We start from the raw sequence: 19230 nt of genomic DNA, 5'->3' as shown, positions 1-19230 counted from the left end.
ACATGATCCAGCCCGACGGAGCTCACCCGCGCCTGCGCATCCGCAACCTGCAATCGCCGCTGGCCGGCCCGTTTTCCTTCGACCTGGAAGCGGGCCAGTGCCTGACCATTTCCGGCCCGTCGGGCGCGGGTAAAAGCCTGTTGTTGCGCATGGTGTGCGATCTCGATCCCAACACCGGCGAGGCCCTGCTGGATGGCCTGCCGCGCTCCGGCATGGGCGCACCCGCATGGCGCGCCGGCGTGATCTACCAACCCGCCGAAGCCGCATGGTGGCTGCCGACCGCCGGCGACCATTTCAAACCCACGCAGATGGCGCGCGTGCGCGAGCTGCTGCCGCAACTGAACCTGACGCCATCGCTGCTGGAGGCCGACATCGGCCGCCTGTCCACCGGCGAGCGCCAGCGCATGGCGCTGGTGCGGTCGCTGGCCTGCAAGCCGCAGGTGCTGCTGCTCGACGAACCCACCGCCGCGCTGGACCCGGCCGCCGTCGCCGCCACCGAACAGCTGCTGCAAAAGGAACTGGCCGCGGGCCTGTCCATCATCCTGGTCACGCACTCCACAGCGCAGGCACAAACGCTGGGGCACCGCAGCATGACGATGTGCGAGCGACGCCTGACCGAAAACGGGGCCGCGCCATGAGCGCCAGCATGACGCCGATCCAGCCGGGCGCCATCGACCTGGCCATCGCCTCCTCGCTGGTGCTGCTTAACGCCGGCATCTCCGCTTACCTGGGCTTGCGCATGCAACGCAAGATACTGTGGTCCGCCACACGCATGGTAGTGCAGCTGCTGCTGGTCGGGCTGGTGCTGCGCTGGGTGTTCGCGCTGGCTTCACCGGCCGCCACGCTGGCCGTGGCGCTGCTGATGATCGTCGCCGCCGCGCGCGAAGTGGCGATGCGGCCCGCGCATGGCCTGCGCGGCTGGCCCGGCGTATGGCTGGCCACCGCCAGCGTCGGCCTGTCCAGCGTCGCCACCGCGATGCTGGCGCTGCTGACGGTGCTGCATCCGACGCCGTGGTATGAGCCGCAGTATGCGATCCCGCTGATCGGCATCGTGCTGGGCAACGTGCTCAATTCAGCCAGCCTGGGATTGGACACCTTCTACGGCGGCGTGGTCAACGCGCGCAACGCGATCGAAGCGCAGCTGGTGCTGGGCGCCACCCGCAACGAGGCGCTGGCGCCGCTGATCCGCGAATCGGTGCGCAAGGGACTGATCCCGCTGATCAACCAGATGTCGGCCGCCGGCATCATCACCCTGCCCGGCATCATGACCGGCCAGATCCTCGCCGGCATGGATCCGATGGACGCGGTGCGCTACCAGATCCTGCTGATGTTCCTGCTGGCCGGCGGCAGCGGGCTGTCGGTCACGCTGGCGGTCTACCTGGCGGCGCGCAGCGTCACCGACGAGCGCCACCGCCTGCGGCTGGAGCGCCTCGCCAGCCGCTAATCTTCCTGCTGCTGCAAACGCAGCAGCGCCTCGGCAGAGTTGGCGAACAATGCCGCGTCCTTCTCGATGCGGCGGAAGGCACGTCCCAGGCTGGCGCGCATGAAGGTGCTGTGCGCGTAGCGCGTCACCTTGCTGTAATAGCGCTCCGCCAGCTGGTTCACCGCCGCCACGTACTGGTCCATCAAGTCCGGCACGATCGAGAAGTTATCATAGTTGATCACCGCCGGCACCTTGCGGCCCAGCGGCGCCAGGCGCTCCGCCACCATCGCGCAGATGGTGGCGATGGTCTCGGCATCGCTGATCTCGAAGCCTTCGAAGTTGACGAAGAAGAGCTCCTGCTGCGCGTCGTACACCAGCCGCTGCTCCAGCGGCAGCGCCAGGAAGTCGGCGCGCCAATCCATCGCCAGCGGGCCGAAGATGCGCGCGTCCATCACCTTCAGCTGCGCGCTGATCGCAGGCTTGAAATCCATATGCGCCAGGATGTCGCGCTCCACGTCCATGCCGGGCGCGATCTCGATCAGCTCCAGCCCCGATACACCGCCGTCCAGCACTAGCCGCATCACGCAGCGCTCGGTGATGAACAAGGCTTCCTGTCCGCGCCGCGCCGCGTACTCGCCGCTGTAGGTGCGATGCTCCACCTCGTTGATGAACTTGCGGGTGGCGCCCTTGTCCGCCGTGAAGGTGCCGACAAACACCACCTTGCGCGCGTTCTGGCTGATGTTGATGAAGCCTCCGGCGCCGGCCAGCTTGCTGCCGAATTTGCTGACGTTCAGATTGCCGTGGCGGTCGGCCTGCGCCAGGCCGAGCACCGCCACATCCAGCCCACCGCCGTCGTAGAAGTCGAACTGGTAGGGCTGGTCGATGACCGCGTCGGCATTGGTGGCCGCGCCAAAGTTCAAGCCACCGGCCGGCATGCCGCCGATCACGCCCGGCTCCGCCGTCAGCGTGACCAGGTCGAGCAGCTTCTCCTCCGCCGCCACCGCCGCCACGCCCTCCGGCATGCCGATACCGAGGTTGACCACGTTGTTCGGCCGCAGCTCCATCAGCGCGCGGCGGGCGATGATCTTCCGCTCCGACATGGCCATCGGCGCCACCGCCGACAAGGGCACGCGCAGCTCGCCCGCATAGGCCGGGTTGTACGGCTCGGCGAAGGTCTGCATATGGTATTCGGGCTTTTCCGCCACCACCACGCAATCGACCAGGATGCCGGGAATCTTGACCTGGCGCGGATTGAGCGTGCCGCGCTCCGCGATGCGCTCGACCTGCACGATGACGATGCCGCCCGAATTGTGCGCGGCCATCGCGATCGCCAGCGCCTCCAGCGTCAGCGCCTCGCGCTCCATGGTGATGTTGCCCAGGGCGTCCGCCGTGGTGCCGCGGATGATCCCCACGTGCACCGGCTGCGATTTGTAAAACAGGTATTCCTTGCCGCCCAGCGTGAGCAGCTCCACCAGCTCCTCGGTGGTGCGGGCGTTGATCTTGCCGCCGCCGTGGCGCGGATCGACAAAGGTGCCGAGGCCGACGTGCGTCAGCAGGCCAGGCTTGCCGGCCGCGGTGTCGCGGAACAGCTGGCTGATAACGCCCTGCGGCAGATTGTAGGCTTCGATCTTGCCGGTCATGGCCAGCTGCTGCAGCTTGGGCACCAGGCTCCAGTGGCCGCCGACCACGCGCTTGAGCAAGCCCTCGTGGCCGAAGTGATTCAGGCCGCGCTCCTTGCCGTCGCCCTGGCCGGCGGCGTAGACCAGCGTCAGGTCGCGCGGATGGCCGCCGCTGTCGGCGGACAGGAAGCGCCGCTCCAGCGCCACCGCGATATTCTCCGCGAAGCCGACGCCGACAAAGCCGCCGGTGGCGATGGTGTCGCCATCACGTATCAGGCTGACCGCGTCGGCCGCGCTGACGATCTTGTTACGCTGAACGGCTGGCTTGCCGATCGTGGAAAAATCGGGACTGCGGTTTGACATGGCTAGCTCCTGTTTTTACCCCACACGGCGCTCAGCGGCAGGGGTCTGACCCCGTACGGGGTCAGACCCCGACTTGTCGGGGTGACGGCGCGTCTCAATCTACATCCAAATCATTCTTGTCGATTTCAGGTCCAAGCAGCAGTTGCGCCGCCTCGCTCGGCAGCGCCTCCACCGTCTTCAGCTTGCGCGCCATCTGGCGGCTGCGCGTCTCGGCCGATTCGATATTCTTGGCGGCCCGCTCCAGCGCCAGCCTGGTGGCCGACAGCACGTCGCCGAACTTGCCGAACTCGGTCTTCACCGCGCCCAACACCTGCCACACCTCCGACGAGCGCTTCTCCAGCGCCAGCGTGCGGAAGCCCATCTGCAAGCTGTTAAGCAGCGCCGACAAGGTCGACGGCCCGGCGATGCTGATGCGGTTCACGCGCTGCAGCTCGTCGGCCAGGCCGGGACGGCGCATCACTTCCGCGTACAGGCCTTCGGTCGGCAGGAACAGGATGGCGAAATCGGTGGTGTGCGGTGGCGACACGTACTTCTCCGAGATGGTCTTGGCCTCGCCGCGCACCGCGCGTTCCAGCTCGCGCCCGGCCAGCGCCACGCCTTCCGCGTCGGCGCGGTCGGCGGCATCCAGCAGGCGCTCGTACTGCTCCTTCGGGAACTTGGCGTCGATCGGCATCCACACCGGCGCCCCGCCCTCCACCTGACCCGGCAGCTTGAGCGCGAACTCCACCCGCGCGCCGCTGCCGGCGATGGTCTCCACGTTCTTCGCGTACTGATCGGGCGTCAGCACCTGCTCCAGCAGCATCTCCAGCTGCACCTCGCCCCAGGTGCCGCGCGTCTTCACATTGGTCAGCACCCGTTTCAGGTCGCCCACGCCCAGCGCCAGCTGCTGCATCTCGCCCAGGCCCTGGTGCACGCGCTCGAGCCGCTCGGACACCTGCTGGAACGAAGCGCTCAGGCGCGCCTCCAGCGTCGCGTGCAGCTTCTCGTCGACGGTCTTGCGCATTTCCTCCAGCCGGGCGCCGTTGTCCGCCTGCAGGTCCTTGATCTTGGCTTCCAGCGTGGCGCGCACTTCCTGCATGCGCGCGGCGTTGGACTCGGTCAGCCGCGCCAGCGTTTGATTCATGCTGTCGGCGAACTGCTTCAGGCTGCGGCCCTGCTCGTCGCGGCCGACCAGCCCCTGCGCCTCCAGCTGGCGGCGCATGGCTTCGAACTGCTGCACGCTGGCCGCGTGCGTGGCTTGCGCCGTGGTTTGCAACTGCATGCGCACTTCGCGCTCGACGCGCTCGATGCGCTCGGCCAGGCCGCCATCGGCGCCGGCTGCGCCACGCGCGCGCAGCAGCGACAGCAGCTGCAAGCCGATCACGGCGGCAACGGCCAGCAGCAGCACATAGAATTCGATCTGGCTCATGGCGTCAATCCGGCTTGTTGCGCATCCAGTCGGCGGTTTGATAGAAGGACTCCATCAACCGCAACCGCAACGCCTCGTCGATGCCGACGTCCTCCATCGCCCACGCCATCGCGCGCAGCCACTGGTCGCGCTCCTGGGTGCCGATGGCGAACGGCATGTGCCGCATGCGCAGGCGCGGATGGCCGTGCGCCTCGATGTACAGGTCCGGCCCGCCCATCCAGCCGCTCAGGAACATGAACAGGCGTTCGCGCGCGTTGTCCAGCGTGGGCGGGTGGGCGGCGCGCAGCAGCGCAAACTCCGGCTCCAATTCCATCAGGTCATAAAAGCGGTCGACCATCTCGCGCACGCGCGATTCGCCGCCGATTACTTCATAGAGAGTTCGGGATTCAGTCATAAACTCCATGATAGCGCACCAGGCGGCGAACCGCGGCCTTCACACCAGCGCAAGCCGGCGCAGGCGCCGTGTCGACGACCAGTTCTCCAGGTCGGCCTCGTCGCGGACGTCGTCGCAGGCCTGGATGATGCGCGACAGCTGCATGCGGTCCAGGCCGGAGTTCAGCGTCAGCCGCACCAGCGAGCGGTTCTTCGGCGTGGCCGGCGCGCAGAACATGGCGCCGTAGACGCCGTGCCGCTCCAGCAGCTTGCGCAGCGCCAGCGTCTTCGGCTCCGGGCCCGGCTCCAGCGCGATGATCTGCTCGCTGCCGTCGCTGACGTTGTAGCCCAGCGCGCTCAACTCCTCGCGCACCTCGACCGCGTGCGCGCGCAGCGCGGCGCGGCGGTCGTCGGCCGCGGCGACGAAATCGATGGCGGCGTCGAACCAGGCCAGCTCATGTCCCAGCAGGCAGGAGCTGAAGATGGCCGGGCGCGACTCCGACAGGAAATAGCCCTTGAACTTGCTGGAGCAGGTGATGAAGCCGGCGCGCCCGGCAAACGCCTTGGCCAGCGACGCCGTGCGGAAGTGCACCCGCTCGCTCAAGCCCAGATCGGCCACCAGCCCGGCGCCACGCGGGCCGTGCGTGCCCAGCGAATGCGATTCGTCGACGATCAGCAGGCAGCCGCTGCGCTCGGCGATCTCCACCAGCTCGCGCAGCGGCGCCACGCTGCCATTGGTGCTGTACAAGGCGTCGACCACGATCAGGCCGCGTCCGTGGCGGACCAGCTGCTTTTGCAGATGCTCCAGGTCGTTGTGCAGGAAGGGCACGGGCATCGCGCCGGCCGACTGCACGCCCTCCCACAGCGAGGCGTGGGCCTGCATGTCGAGGTAGACCGGGATGCCGGGCGCCGCCAGGGTCTGCACCAGGCCGACATTGGCGGCCCAGCCGGACTGCGCCAGGATGCCGTCCTGCGCGCCCATGAAACGGGCGAATTTGCGCTCCAGCCGGTGCTGCGCGCTGCCCTCCTGCAAGTACACGGCCGACATCAGCAGCTCGCCCTGGCTGTTGGCCAGCGCCGCCATCTGCGCCTGCATCAGCAGCGGCTCGCCGGCCAGGCACAGGTAATCATTGCCGGCCAGAAATACCGCGCCGGCCGGCGTCGGCTGCCATGCGTGCGGGTGCTCGCCGCCCAATAGCAACTCGATACGGGTGACATAGTGCTCATCCATGCGCCGTGTCACGAAATCGGGCATGTGTTGTTCGGCCGGTAACGCAAAAATCTGGCCATGGGTGTTGTGCTGGGTTATCGCGCGATGCATTTCTAGCTCCTTTCGTTGTTTGGGAATGGTTGCTTTTTTATGAATACGATGCCAACCATGAGGCCAAAAAAACAATAGGTAGTTGATGCTGATCAACCAATGAATTGATATGCAAGAGGGCGTTGCAATTTAGGGCGATCATGGCACCTTGATAAAAGTCAAATTGCTCATGACGCCTCCACTGCAAGAACGCTGGAAACGCTGGCAGCACGGTCTGGTCCAGTCGCTGTTGCTTTACCATGGCCGCGAGGACCATGCGCTGGTGCGCGTGCTGTTGCTGGCCAGCATAGGCACGGTCGGCATGCCGCTGTACTACGTGATCTGGCAGAACTTTTTCCCGCAGGAATACGAAACCCTGCCGCTGCGCCTGCTGGGCATCCTGTTGTGCGCGCTGGGCCTGTTCGCCCGCCAGTTCAGCCGCCGCATGCTGAACCTGTACCTGCTGATCACGCTCAGCTACATCTTCCCGTTCTTCTTCACCTTCATGTTCCTGATGAACCACGGTTCGGGGGTCTGGAGCGAGTCGCTGCTGATCGGACTGGTGGTGCTGTTTCACTTCGATACCAGCCTGGCGCTCAAGGCTTACCTGATCGGCACCAGCACGGCTTGCGTGGCCGCCGTCGCGCTGGGCGAAGGCGCGAGCATCGTGAGCCAGCCGGTGCTGCAGCAGTTGCCGATCCACCTGTTCACCATCGCCGCGCTGTCGGCCGCCAAGATCAGCCGGCACGTGCTGGCGCAGGAAAAGCTGGCCGGCCTGGGCGCCGGCCTGGCCACCGTGGCGCACGAGCTGCGCACGCCGCTCACCAGCGTCGACGCCAATGTGCGCGGCCTGCTGCGCATGTACGCCGACACCAGCAACCGCACCCGGGAGGACCGCCTCAGCGCCATCGACGCGCTGGCGCGCATCCAGTTCGAGGTGCGCCACATGAACCACATGATCGACCTGTTCCTGCTCAGCGCCACGGCGGTGCGGCAGAACCTGCGGCCGGTGGAGGAGGTGACGATGGAGACGGTGGTGGAAGCGGCGCTCAAGCGCTATCCCTTCGCCAACGTCAGCCAGCAAAAACTGGTGGCGCTGGAAGTGCGCGGCAACTTCAGCTTCGCCGGGCAGACCGAATTGTCGGTGGTGGTCCTGCTGAACCTGCTGCGCAACGCGCTCAAGGCGGTGCAGCGCGCCGGCAAGGGGCGGGTGCGCATCGTGGTCGACGGCGCGCACCAGCCGCCGCGCCTGCTGTTCATCGACACCGCGTGCGGCATCCCCGCGCAGCAGATGCCCCTGATCTTCCGGCGCTTCTACTCCCATCCGCCGCACAACGGCGCCGGCATCGGCCTGGCCCTGTGCGAGGAGATCATGCTGGCCTGGAACGCCACCATCCGTTGCGTGTCGCGCGAGGGCGCCTACGCCATCTTTATCCTTGAATTCCCCCCGCAGCAGCCCATTCCGAGGTGATCCATGCATTTGCCCGTCTATTCCCATCCGACCCTGACCGTGCTGGTCGACGACAGCGACTCCTTCCTGCGCAGCCTGTCGTTCCAGCTCGACCCCCGGCTGGCCAGCCAGACCTTCCACGACACCACGGCCGCGCTGCAATGGCTGCGCCAGGAACCGCAGTCGGGCTGCGTGCCGCTGCATGTCAACTTCGACATGCACAACCTGCCGGCCGACCAGTGCAACGTGGCGCTGGACCTGGAGCGCATCTACCGTATCGGCGAGCAGCGCCACCGCTTCGCCACGCCGTCGGTGCTGGTGGTCGACTATTCGATGCCGCAGATGAACGGGCTGGAATTCTGCGCGGCGGTGGCGCACCTGCCCTGCAAGAAGATCCTGTTCACCGGCGCGGCCGATGAGAAGATCGCCGTCAGCGCCTTCAACCGCGGCCTGATCGACCGCTACATCAAGAAGAGCGACGACCATGCGCTGGACATCCTGGAGCTGGAAATCGCGGCGCTGCAGCGCGACTACTTCGACACCCAGTCGGAAACGCTGCGCGAGCTGGTGCTGCTGCATAACTACCACTTCCTGGGCGATCCGGCGCTGGCGCGGCTGGTGCAGGAACTGAGCGCCAGCATGGGCTTCGTCGAGCACTACATCTTCCCGAATCCGACCGGCATCCTGTTCCTCGACAAGCACGGCAAGGCCAGTCTGATGGTGATCGAAACCGAACAGGGCATGTATGCGCAATACGAGATCGCGCGCGACAGCGATGCGCCGCCGTCCTTGATGGACGCGCTGCTGGAGCGGCGCGTGCTGCCGTTCTTCTCCGACCGGGACGGCGACGGCATGTACTCGCGCCGGGTCGGCGACAACTGGCACCGCTACTGCGCGGCGCCGCGCGTGTGCCAGGGCCGCGAGACCTACTACTGGGCGCTGTTCGAGCTGCCGCCCCACTACTTCGACCAGCAGCCTTACGCCTACGCCGACTTCCTCAGGGAGCACGCGGCGCAGGAAAGCGTCGCGGCCTAGGCTCTAGGCTTCGCGCAGCGTTTGCAGCGGTGGCTGGCGCAGCACGTTGCGCAGGCCCAGCCAGCCGCCGGCGATGGCGCACAGCGCGCCCGCCACCAGGCCGACCAGCCACACGACCGGGCTGAAACTCCAGGCGAACTTGAACTGGTAAGTGGCCAGGGCCCAGCCCATGGCCGCCGCGCCGCTCGCCGCCAGCACGCCGGACAAGGCGCCCACCAACGAGAACTCGATCAGCTGCGCCTGCGACAGCTGCTTGCGGGTCGCGCCGAGCGCGCGCAGCAGGCCGGCCTCGCGGGTGCGTTCGTCCTGCGATCCCATCAGCGCGGCATACAGCACCAGCACGCCGGAGGCCAGCGTGAACACGAACAGGAATTCCACCGCCGTCACCACCTGGTCCAGCACCGCCTGCACCTGGCGCAGCAGGCCGCCGACGTCGACGATGGTCAGGTTGGGATAGTCGCGCGTCAGGGCGTTCATCACCGCGCCCTGCCCTGGCGGCAGGTGGAAAGCGGTGATCCAGCTCTGCGACACTTCCGTCATCGCGGCCGGGTTGATGATGACGAAGAAGTTGACCCGCATCGAGCCCCACTCCAGCTTGCGCAGGCTGGTGATGGTGGCGTCCACCGGCGTGCCGGCGATATCGAAGCGCAGCTTGTCGCCCAGCTTCCACCTCAGTGTCTTGGCGATGCCCTCCTCCACCGAGGCTTCCGGCGCGCCGGGCTTGTCGGCGAACCACCGGCCGGCGCTGATCTTGTTCTCGGCCTGCATCTGCGCCATGGTCGACAGGTTGAATTCGCGGTCGGCCAGGCCCTTGGCGCGGTCGTCGGTGTAGGTGTCGGCGGTGACGGGCTTGCCGTTCACGGCGGTCAGGCGGCCGCGTATCATCGGATACTGCGGCGCGTAGCTCACGCCCGCCGCCTGCAGGCGCTTGCCGATATCAGCCGCCTGCTCCGGCTGGATGTTGATGATGAAGCGGTTGGGCGCGTCCGGCGGCGTGGCGTTGCGCCAGGCCGTCATCAGGTCGCCGCGCACCACGGTCAGCACCAGCAGCGCCATCATGCCCAGCGCCAGCGAGACGATCTGCACCACGGTGGCGCCGGGCCGGCGCTGCAGCGAGGTGATGGCGAAGCGCCAGCTTTGATGGTTGATCGCGCGCCGCAGCGGCTTGAGCGCGGCCAGCGCGCCCCAGCCCACCAGGCCAAACAGCGCGAAGGCGCCGAGGAAGCCCAGCGCCGTGTACAAGGCCAGCTGCACGTCGCCCGCCTGCCACAGCAGCAGCGCGACGAAGCCGGCCAGCCCCAGGCCGTAGGTGGCCAGCGCGGTCACCTGCGGCGGCTCCTGCTCGCGGCGGATCACGCGGTTGTGCGGCACTTTGCGCAGCTGCAGTATCGGCGGCAGCGCGAAGGCGGCCAGCAGCAGCATGCCGGTGGCCACGCCCTGCAACGCCGGGTAGAGGGTCGGCGCCGGCAGGCTGGCCGAGAGCAGCTTGCCCAGCACTTCGAGCAGCACGTAGTGGCCGCCGAAGCCGAGCGCCACGCCCATCGCGCTGCCGGCCAGGCCGACCAGCAGGAATTCGATCAGGTACATCAGCGTGACTTCGTTCTGCGTCAGGCCCAGGCAGCGCAGCATGGCGCAGGCGTCCAGGTGGCGCTGCATGAAGCGGCGCGCGGCCATCGCCACGGCCACCGCCGCCAGCATCGCCGACAGCAGGCCGACCAGCGACAGGAAGCGGTCGGCGCGGTCCAGCGTGGCGCGCATTTCGGGCCGGCCGTTTTCCAGCGACTCGACGCGCACGCCCTTGATATTGTTTTGTTTGATCTGCGCCTGCAGCCATTGTTCATAGGCTGTGGCGACGGCCGCGCCGTTCTTCAGCGACGATGGCGCCGCCAGCAGCAGGCGGTAGGACACGCGTGAGCCGGGTTGTATCAGGTTGGTGGCCTCCACGTCTTCCAGCGCGAACATCACGCGCGGCGCGAAGGCCAGGAAGTTGGCACCGCGGTCGGGCTCGGAGGCGATCAGCTGCGCCACCGTGAAGCTCTTGTCGCCCAGTTTGATGCGGCCGCCGATGGCGGTCTTCAGGCCGCCCAGCAGGCCGGCGTCCAGCCACACGGTGCCGGGTGCGGGCACGCCGCTGGCCGCGGTGCCGTAGCTTTGCTCGGCCTGTTCGGGGTTGGTGGTGATCTTCAGCTGGCCGCGCAGCGGGTAGCCGGGGCCGACCGCCTTCAAGGACGCCAGCAGCGACATCGATTGCTCGCCCTCGCCCGCCTGCGCCATGCTGGCGAAGCTGATGGTGTCGGTCATCAGCAGGCCACGCCTGGCCGCCTCGGCGCGCCAGGCCGGGTTGACCGGCAGGTCGGCGCTGATGACGACGTCGGCGCCCAGCAGCTGGTGGGCGTCGCGATCGAGCCCGCTGCGCAGGCGGTCGATGAAGAAGCCGGTGGCGGACAAGGCAGCCACCGCCACCGTCAGCGCGATCAGCAAAAAGCGCAGCTGGCCGGCGCGCCAGTCGCGTGCCGTCATCTTCAAGGCGAGTTTGAGCATGGGAGTCTTTCCTTGTCACGGCAGCCGCCGCACGTCATTCCCGCGCAGGCGGGAATCCATGCTGAGCCGGCTTCGGATACGGTCTGTGGATTCCCGCGTGCGCGGGAATGACGTTACAGGGCGGCGAAATACGCGTCGACTTCATCGAGGAACTTCTGCTTCTGCTCGGCCGGCAGGAAGGCCGCCGAGAAGCTGTTGCGCGCCAGCCGCTGCGCGTGGGACAGGCCCAGCGGCAAGGCCTCAAAGGTGGCGACGAAGTTGGCGTTCATGTAGCCGCCGAAGTAGGCCGGGTCGTCCGAGTTCACGGTGGCGACAATGCCGGCATCCAGCAGCTGCAGCAGGTTGTGCTGCTCCATGCGCTCGAACACGCACAGCTTGACGTTGGACAGCGGGCACACCGTCAGCGCGACCTGCTCGCGCGCCAGGCGCTGGGTCAGCGCCGCGTCTTCCAGGCAGCGCACGCCGTGGTCGATGCGCTCGACCTTGAGCACGTCGAGCGCGGTCTCGATATACGCCGGCGGGCCCTCCTCGCCCGCGTGCGCGACCAGGTGGAAGCCCAGCTCGCGGCACTTGGCGAACACGCGCGCGAACTTCTCCGGCGGATTGCCGACCTCGGACGAATCGAGCCCGATGCCCATGTACTTGTCGCGGTAAGGCAGCGCCTCTTCCAGCGTGGCGAAGGCGTCCTCCTCCGACAGGTGGCGCAGGAAGCTCAGGATCAGCGTGGCGCTGACCGGGCTGTCCTGGCAGGCGCGGTGGATGCCGTCGATCACGGTCTTGATCGGCACGCCGCGCGCGGTGTGCGTCTGCGGGTCGAAGAAGATTTCGGTGTGGCGCACATTGTCTGCCTCGGCGCGCTTGAGGTAGGCGGCGGTCATGTCGTAGAAGTCCTGCTCCTGCAACAGCACGCTGGCGCCGGCGTAGTAGATGTCGAGGAAGGATTGCAGATCGGTGAACGCGTACGCGGCACGCAGCTCTTCCACCGAACCGTAGGCCAGCTTGACCTGGTTGCGCTGGGCCAGCGCGAAGATCAGCTCCGGCTCCAGCGAACCTTCGATGTGGATGTGCAGTTCGGCCTTGGGCATCCGCTGTACAACGGTGCGCAATTGTTCGTTCAACATTATTATTTTTTCCTGTGACAGTGAGCGGGATCAGCGCATCTTAGCGCATGCGGCGAGAGTGCGACAGCGGCGGCCAAGTTGCGGCAAAATTTATCTGTTTGCGGCACGATCAGCACAGCGCGCGCAGGCGTGATACTGTGGCATAAAAGCGCAAAAAAATGCCCTTGAAATTCACGAAAAGATCACAAATTTTCTTAAAAATAATCTTATTAATCAATTAGTTACGAAAGAGTATTAACCATATTACGACATATCTTTTGACTTCCGGCACCAATAGCGCAATAATCAATTTCATAGACGTAAGAAGCGTTACGGCCAACACATAAAAGCCGCCAACCGGCCATAAAGCCAGCTCACCGGCACGGGCAATCCGTGCCATAAAAAAGAAGCTGGCGACGTATAAATAAGAAGAAAAATAATAAAGCAAAGGGTATGCACGGACCAGGGCCAGGGCAGGCGAACTGCCGGTGACCCGTGACAAGCAGGTTTACATTAAAGGACATCCAAATGACCATTTTTGACAACTACGCCGCACGGTACGAACGGACCAAAGAAGAAGAGATGTCCATGAAGGAGTATCTCGAACTTTGCAAAAAAGATCGACTTACCTACGCCAGCGCTCCGGAGCGCATGTTGGCCGCCATCGGCGAACCGACATTGGTCGATACCCGCAACGACACGCGGCTGTCACGCATCTTCGCGAACAAGGTCATCAAGATTTATCCGGCGTTCCGCGAGTTCTACGGCACCGAGGAAGTGATCGAGCAAGTGGTCTCCTACTTCCGCCACGCCGCGCAGGGGCTGGAGGAACGCAAGCAGATCCTGTATCTGCTGGGCCCCGTGGGCGGCGGCAAATCGTCGATCGCCGAGAAGCTCAAGTCGCTGATGGAGCACGTGCCCTTCTATTGCCTGAAAGGCTCGCCGGTGAATGAATCGCCGCTCGGCCTGTTCAACGAGGAAGAGGACGGCGTGATCCTGGAAGAGGACTACGGCATCCCGCGCCGCTATCTGCGCAACATTCCGAGCCCGTGGGCGGTCAAGCGCCTGCACGAGTTCAACGGCGACATCAACCAGTTCCGCGTGGTCAAGCGCTACCCGTCGGTGCTCAAGCAGGTCGCCATCTCCAAGACCGAGCCGGGCGACGAGAACAACCAGGATATTTCCTCGCTGGTCGGCAAGGTCGACATCCGCAAGCTGGAAGATTATTCGCAGGACGATCCGGACGCCTACAGCTACTCGGGCGGCCTGTGCCTGGCCAACCAGGGCCTGATGGAATTCGTCGAGATGTTCAAGGCGCCGATCAAGGTGCTGCACCCGCTGCTGACCGCCACGCAGGAAGGCAACTACAAGGGCACCGAGGGCTTCGGCGCGATTCCGTTCGACGGCATCATCCTGGCGCACTCGAACGAGTCGGAGTGGAAGACCTTCAAGAACAACCGCAACAACGAGGCTTTCCTTGATCGTATCTACATCGTCAAAGTGCCGTACTGCCTGCGCGTGACCGACGAGATCAAGATCTACGACAAGCTGGTGGCCAACTCCTCGCTGTACCAGGCCCCATGCGCGCCCGGAACCCTGAAGATGATGGCGCAGTTCGCGATCCTGTCGCGGCTGAAGGACCCGGAGAACTCCAGCATCTTCAGCAAGATGCTGGTCTACGATGGCGAGAACCTCAAGGACACCGATCCGAAAGCCAAGTCCATGCACGAGTACGTCGACTATGCGGGCGTCGACGAGGGCATGAACGGCTTGTCCACGCGCTTCGCGTTCAAGATCCTGTCCAAGGTCTTCAACTTCGACAACACCGAAGTGGCGGCCAATCCGGTGCACCTGTTATATGTGCTGGAGCAGCAGGTCGAGCGCGAGCAGTTCCCGCCAGAGACCGAGCAGAAGTACTTCTCGTATATCAAGGAACACCTGGCGCAGAAATACGTGGAGTTCATCGGCAAGGAAATCCAGACCGCCTATCTGGAATCGTATTCGGAATACGGCCAGAACATCTTCGACCGCTACGTGACCTTTGCCGACTTCTGGATCCAGGATCAGGAATACCGCGATCCGGACACCGGCGAGAGCTTCGACCGCGAGTCGCTGAACAACGAGCTGGAGAAGATCGAGAAGCCGGCCGGGATTTCCAATCCCAAGGATTTCCGCAACGAGATCGTCAACTTCGGCCTGCGGGCGCGCGCCAACAACGGCGGCAAGAATCCGGCCTGGACCAGCTACGAGAAGTTCCGCACCGTGATCGAGAAGAAGATGTTCTCCAACACCGAGGAACTGTTGCCGGTGATTTCCTTCAACGCCAAGGCCAGCGCCGAAGACGCCAACAAGCACGCCGACTTTGTCGCCCGCATGGTGGAGAAAGGCTATACGGCCAAGCAGGTGCGGCTGCTGTGCGAATGGTATTTGCGTGTGAGGAAGTCGTCTTAAGCAGCCCCGCATGCTTTTAGCGACACGCGTGCGCACCACTTAGGGGTCTGACCCCGTGGGGTCAGACCCCGCCAGGCCGTGCGGGTATAAATAGTAGCAGGAGGCATCTTTTGACTTACCTCATCGACCGACGTTTGCAGGGCAAGAACAAGTCTGCGGTCAACCGCGAGCGCTTCTTGCGGCGCTACAAGGCCCAGATCAAGGACGCGGTGGGACGTGCCATCAAGGGCCGCTCCATCACGGATATTGAGAACGGCGAAAAAGTCTCCATCCCGGTCAAGGACGTGGGCGAGCCCTCGTTCGGCCACGCCCACGGCGGCGTGTGGGAAACCATCAACCCCGGCAACCAGGAATACCTCAAGGGCGACCTGATCAACCGTCCCAAGGGCGGCGGCGGGGCTGGCCGCGGCAAGGCCGGCAATAGCGACCAGATGACCGAGGACGATTTCATCTTCGAGCTGTCGCGCGAAGAATTCATGAACTACTTCTTCGAAGACCTGGAGCTGCCCAACCTGGTCAAGACCCAGCTGACCGCCACCACCGAGTTCAAGAACCAGCGCGCCGGCTACAATATGTCGGGCACGCCGTCCAACATCCACGTGCTGCGCTCGCTGCGCGGGGCCCTGGGACGGCGCATCGCGGTCGGCGGCAGTTCGCGCAAGCGCGTGATCGAGGCCGAGCGCGAGCTGGAGGAACTGCTGCTGGACGGTGAGCCGCTGGACGCGCCGCGCGTGGTGGAGCTGAAAAAGCTGATCCACCATCTGCACACGCGGCTGCTGGCCATCCCCTTCATCGACCCGTTCGACCTACGCTACAGCAACCGCATCAAGGTACCCAAGCCGATGACGCAGGCGGTGATGTTCTGCATCATGGACGTCTCCGGCTCGATGGACGAAACCCGCAAGGACACGGCCAAGCGCTTCTTCATCCTGCTGTACCTGTTCCTCAAGCGCGTGTACGACAAGATCGAGGTGGTGTTCATCCGCCACCACACGGCCGCGGCCGAGGTCAACGAGGAGGAGTTCTTCCACTCGCGCGAATCGGGCGGCACCGTGGTGTCGTCGGCGCTGCACCTGCTCGACAAGATCATCGACGAGCGCTACGGCGCCGGCAGCTGGAACAGCTACGTCGCCCAGGCCTCCGACGGCGACAACTGGGACAACGATTCGGTACTGTGCCGCCAGCTGCTGGTCAATACCATCATGGCCAAGGTGCAGTACTACACCTACGTGGAGATTACCGACGGGCCGCCGCAAAACCTGTGGGAGCAATACTCGCAGATCCCCGACCATCACCCGCATTTCGCGATGCAGAAGATCGTCACGCCGGCCGATATCTATCCGGTGTTCCGTGAACTGTTCAAGAAACAGCCTAAATAGGCAGCCGAACAATGAATGATATGACCGCCAAGCCGCGCCATCCGCGCGCCCTGCCCGAACAGTCCGAGTGGACGTTCGAACTGATCGAGCAGGCCCACCAGGAAATCCGCCGCGTGGCCGAAGGCTTCGGGCTGGACACCTATCCCAACCAGCTGGAGATCATCACCGCCGAGCAGATGATGGACGCCTACACCTCGGTCGGCATGCCGGTATCGTACAACCACTGGTCGTTCGGCAAGCATTTCCTGTCGACCGAAAAAGGCTACAAGCGCGGCCAGATGGGCCTGGCCTACGAGATCGTCATCAACTCCAATCCCTGCATCGCCTATCTGATGGAGGAGAACAGCCTGACCATGCAGGCGCTGGTGATCGCGCACGCGGCCTACGGCCACAACTCCTTCTTCAAGGGCAACTACCTGTTCCGCACCTGGACCGACGCCGACGCCATCGTCGACTACATGGTGTTCGCCAAGAACTACATCGCCGAGTGCGAGCAGCGCCACGGCATCGACGCGGTCGAGCTGCTGCTCGACTCCTGCCACGCGATCCAGAACTACGGCGTCGACCGCTACAAGCGGCCGGCCAAGCTGTCGATGATGGAAGAGCGCGCGCGGCAGAAGGAGCGCGAAGCCTATGTGCAGTCGCAGATCAACGACCTGTGGCGCACCCTGCCCCGCCGCGAGGAAGAGGAAGAGGAAAAGGTGGCGCCGCGCTTCCCGCCCGAGCCGGAAGAGAACCTGCTGTACTTCATCGAGAAATACGCGCCGCTGCTGGAACCCTGGCAGCGCGAGATGGTGCGCATCGTGCGCAAGATTTCGCAGTACTTCTACCCGCAGCGCCAGACCCAGGTGATGAACGAGGGCTGGGCCACCTTCTGGCACTACACCATCCTCAACCAGCTGTACGACGAGGGCGTGGTGGGCGACGGCTTCATGATGGAGTTTTTAAAGAGCCATACCAACGTGGTGTACCAGCCGCCGGTCAACAGCCCCTATTACAGCGGCATCAACCCGTACGCGCTGGGCTTCGCCATGATGACCGACATCCGCCGCATCTGCGAGCACCCGACCGACGAGGACCGCGAATGGTTCCCGGACATCGCCGGCAGCGACTGGCGCAAGACGCTGGATTTCGCAATGCGCAATTTCAAGGACGAGAGCTTCATCGCCCAGTACCTGTCGCCCAAGCTGATCCGCGAATTCCATTTCTTTGCCGTACTGGACGACGACAATAACGAAAAACTGGCAATCTCCGCCATACACGACGACCTGGGCTACCGCTACGTCCGCCAGCAGCTGGCCGAGCAGTACAACCTGGGCAACCGTGAGCCGAACATCCAGGTCTGGTCGGTCAACACCCGCGACGACCGCGCGCTGACGCTGCGCCACACGCAGTTCCAGCGGCGGCCGCTGAACCAGCAGGCCGGCGAGGTGCTCAAGCACGTGGCCCGGCTGTGGGGCTTCGACGTGCACCTGGAAACGGTGGGGCCGAGCGGAGAAATCATCAGTTCGCTGGAGGTGAAACGGGAGAAACGGGCGCGCGGAAGTTGAGTGACATATATATAGCGCTTTTTCCGGTCCCGGGCATGGCTCTTGCAAGGGATGAATCGGGGTCAGAGGCACTGCTCTGACCCCGGTTTTTTTAAAAAATGCATGCCGCAGGCCAGAAGTCAACAACTTTCGTCACTGACTTGCAAGATGCCTGCCGCAAGAATTTCGTAAAAGAAACTTTTGCGGCCAAATTATCAATTGTTAGTAGTAAAATTACGCGCATAAAATTCCGTTTTTGGGCTTAAGGGAAAACTAAGTAATGTCGTGGTGCGTTCCGCCCCAAAATTGCCCCGGACAGTCTTGCAAATTGGGCTAGAACGGTGCAAAGAGAGCGCTATCACATAGGAAAACCCTATGAAATTTAACCGGTTTTAGGGATGAAAATTCTATGTAAAATCAAGAATTCGTATGTATAATTCGCCGACGTCCCGGATGCGGCTGTTGTTTTATGTCGCCATTTTGGGGTTTAGTAGCAACAAAAAGAGTTGGTATTGGAGAAAGCAGGCATGAATTTCACGCACAACGAGAAAAGCACCGGGAAGAACTTTACAGGCATTACCATTGTCGTTTTGTTGCACCTCCTGGTTGCTTATGGGATCGTGACGGGCTTGGGTAAACGTCTGGTGAGCAAGATGATCGCACCAGTGGAGACCAAGATCATCGAGGAGGTTAAACCTCCACCACCGAAAGAACTCCCCCCGCCACCACCTCCGCCAGAGATGAAAGCGCCACCACCGCCTTTCATCCCCCCAGTTGAGGTGAATGTGCAGCAGCCTCCGCCGCCGCAAAACACGATCGCTAACGCGACCAACGTGAAACCTGCGACGACCGAGATCCAGAAAGCGCCTCCGGCTCCGCCGGCGGCGACGCCAGGTCCGGCAAAATCGGTGCGCACGCCAGCCGTGGCTGACATGAGCACCTGCGCCAAGCCTGATTATCCGAAAACCTCGCTGCGTAATGAAGAAACCGGTGTCACCACCGTGTCGTTCCTGATTGGCGTCGATGGTTCTGTGATGGATTCCAAAGTCACGAAGTCCTCGGGCTTCCGCGACCTGGACAAGGCAGCTCAAAACGCCTTGGGTAAGTGCCGGTTCAAGCCAGCCATGGTCGATGGCAAGCCGGAGCAGCAGTGGCAGCCAGTGCAGTACGTCTGGTCGCTGGATTAAACCGAGACCGAGTCTTCAGTCTCATATTTGTGATTTCGTTGTCAAATAGTTCAGCGATCTTATTTTATCAATT

The 19230-nt window shown here is 64.0% G+C and carries 14 protein-coding genes; 8 read left to right on the top strand and 6 right to left on the bottom strand.

Annotated elements, in window-relative coordinates:
* The first annotated feature begins 2 nt into the window (after positions 1-2).
* The gene (locus ACEN9O_RS15460) at positions 3-638 is read left to right on the top strand and encodes an ABC transporter ATP-binding protein (protein WP_495618390.1); all 636 of its coding nucleotides are present in this window, start codon (positions 3-5) and stop codon (positions 636-638) included.
* Entirely contained in the window at positions 635-1444 is an 810-nt protein-coding gene (locus tag ACEN9O_RS15455; protein ID WP_495618389.1) for an ABC transporter permease, read from the top strand. The genes ACEN9O_RS15460 and ACEN9O_RS15455 overlap by 4 nt, the downstream gene beginning before the upstream one ends.
* Here the strand turns inward: ACEN9O_RS15455 and ACEN9O_RS15450 are convergent.
* The 4 genes from ACEN9O_RS15450 to cqsA form a co-directional block, all read right to left on the bottom strand.
* The gene (locus ACEN9O_RS15450) at positions 1441-3405 is read right to left on the bottom strand and encodes an acyl CoA:acetate/3-ketoacid CoA transferase (RefSeq protein ID WP_495618388.1); all 1965 of its coding nucleotides are present in this window, start codon (positions 3403-3405) and stop codon (positions 1441-1443) included. The genes ACEN9O_RS15455 and ACEN9O_RS15450 overlap by 4 nt on opposite strands.
* 94 nt (positions 3406-3499) lie before the next feature.
* Entirely contained in the window at positions 3500-4813 is a 1314-nt protein-coding gene (locus ACEN9O_RS15445; protein ID WP_495618387.1) for a DNA recombination protein RmuC, read from the bottom strand.
* Positions 4814-4817: 4 nt separating this feature from the next.
* The gene (locus tag ACEN9O_RS15440) at positions 4818-5216 is read right to left on the bottom strand and encodes a group II truncated hemoglobin (protein WP_495618386.1); all 399 of its coding nucleotides are present in this window, start codon (positions 5214-5216) and stop codon (positions 4818-4820) included.
* A gap of 30 nt (positions 5217-5246) precedes the next feature.
* Positions 5247-6506, bottom strand: a complete 1260-nt coding sequence (cqsA, locus tag ACEN9O_RS15435; protein WP_495618385.1) for an alpha-hydroxyketone-type quorum-sensing autoinducer synthase — start codon at positions 6504-6506, stop codon at positions 5247-5249.
* Positions 6507-6675: 169 nt separating this feature from the next.
* Here cqsA and ACEN9O_RS15430 point away from each other — a divergent pair, with 169 nt between their 5' ends.
* Positions 6676-7956 carry a sensor histidine kinase gene (locus tag ACEN9O_RS15430; protein ID WP_495618384.1) on the top strand — a complete coding sequence of 427 codons (1281 nt, stop codon included), beginning with the start codon at positions 6676-6678 and terminating at the stop codon, positions 7954-7956.
* 3 nt (positions 7957-7959) lie between these two features.
* On the top strand, positions 7960-8970 hold the full coding sequence (locus ACEN9O_RS15425; protein WP_495618383.1) for a response regulator: 1011 nt from the start codon (positions 7960-7962) through the stop codon (positions 8968-8970).
* Between the two features lie 3 nt (positions 8971-8973).
* On the opposite strand, the gene ACEN9O_RS15420 is transcribed toward ACEN9O_RS15425, so the two are convergent.
* Together ACEN9O_RS15420 and ACEN9O_RS15415 are read right to left on the bottom strand one after the other, a co-directional pair.
* The gene (locus tag ACEN9O_RS15420) at positions 8974-11511 is read right to left on the bottom strand and encodes an ABC transporter permease (protein WP_495618382.1); all 2538 of its coding nucleotides are present in this window, start codon (positions 11509-11511) and stop codon (positions 8974-8976) included.
* 113 nt (positions 11512-11624) lie between these two features.
* Positions 11625-12632 carry an adenosine deaminase gene (locus tag ACEN9O_RS15415; RefSeq protein WP_495618381.1) on the bottom strand — a complete coding sequence of 336 codons (1008 nt, stop codon included), beginning with the start codon at positions 12630-12632 and terminating at the stop codon, positions 11625-11627.
* 507 nt (positions 12633-13139) lie between these two features.
* On the opposite strand from ACEN9O_RS15415, the gene ACEN9O_RS15410 reads away from it, so the two are divergent.
* The 4 genes from ACEN9O_RS15410 to ACEN9O_RS15395 all read left to right on the top strand — a co-directional run bounded on the left by ACEN9O_RS15410 (position 13140) and on the right by ACEN9O_RS15395 (position 19157).
* Entirely contained in the window at positions 13140-15062 is a 1923-nt protein-coding gene (locus tag ACEN9O_RS15410) for a PrkA family serine protein kinase (protein WP_116990439.1), read from the top strand.
* 110 nt (positions 15063-15172) lie between these two features.
* Positions 15173-16441 (top strand): YeaH/YhbH family protein, encoded by a 1269-nt coding sequence (locus tag ACEN9O_RS15405; protein ID WP_495618380.1) that lies wholly within the window; start codon positions 15173-15175, stop codon positions 16439-16441.
* 11 nt (positions 16442-16452) lie between these two features.
* Entirely contained in the window at positions 16453-17991 is a 1539-nt protein-coding gene (locus tag ACEN9O_RS15400) for a SpoVR family protein (protein WP_495618379.1), read from the top strand.
* 506 nt (positions 17992-18497) lie between these two features.
* Entirely contained in the window at positions 18498-19157 is a 660-nt protein-coding gene (locus ACEN9O_RS15395) for an energy transducer TonB (protein ID WP_495618378.1), read from the top strand.
* Positions 19158-19230 lie beyond the last annotated feature (73 nt).

It is taken from the genome of Duganella sp. Dugasp78 (assembly GCF_059491455.1).
Note: the sequence above shows the minus strand (reverse complement) of the source record. Positions and strands in the feature narration are given on the sequence as shown.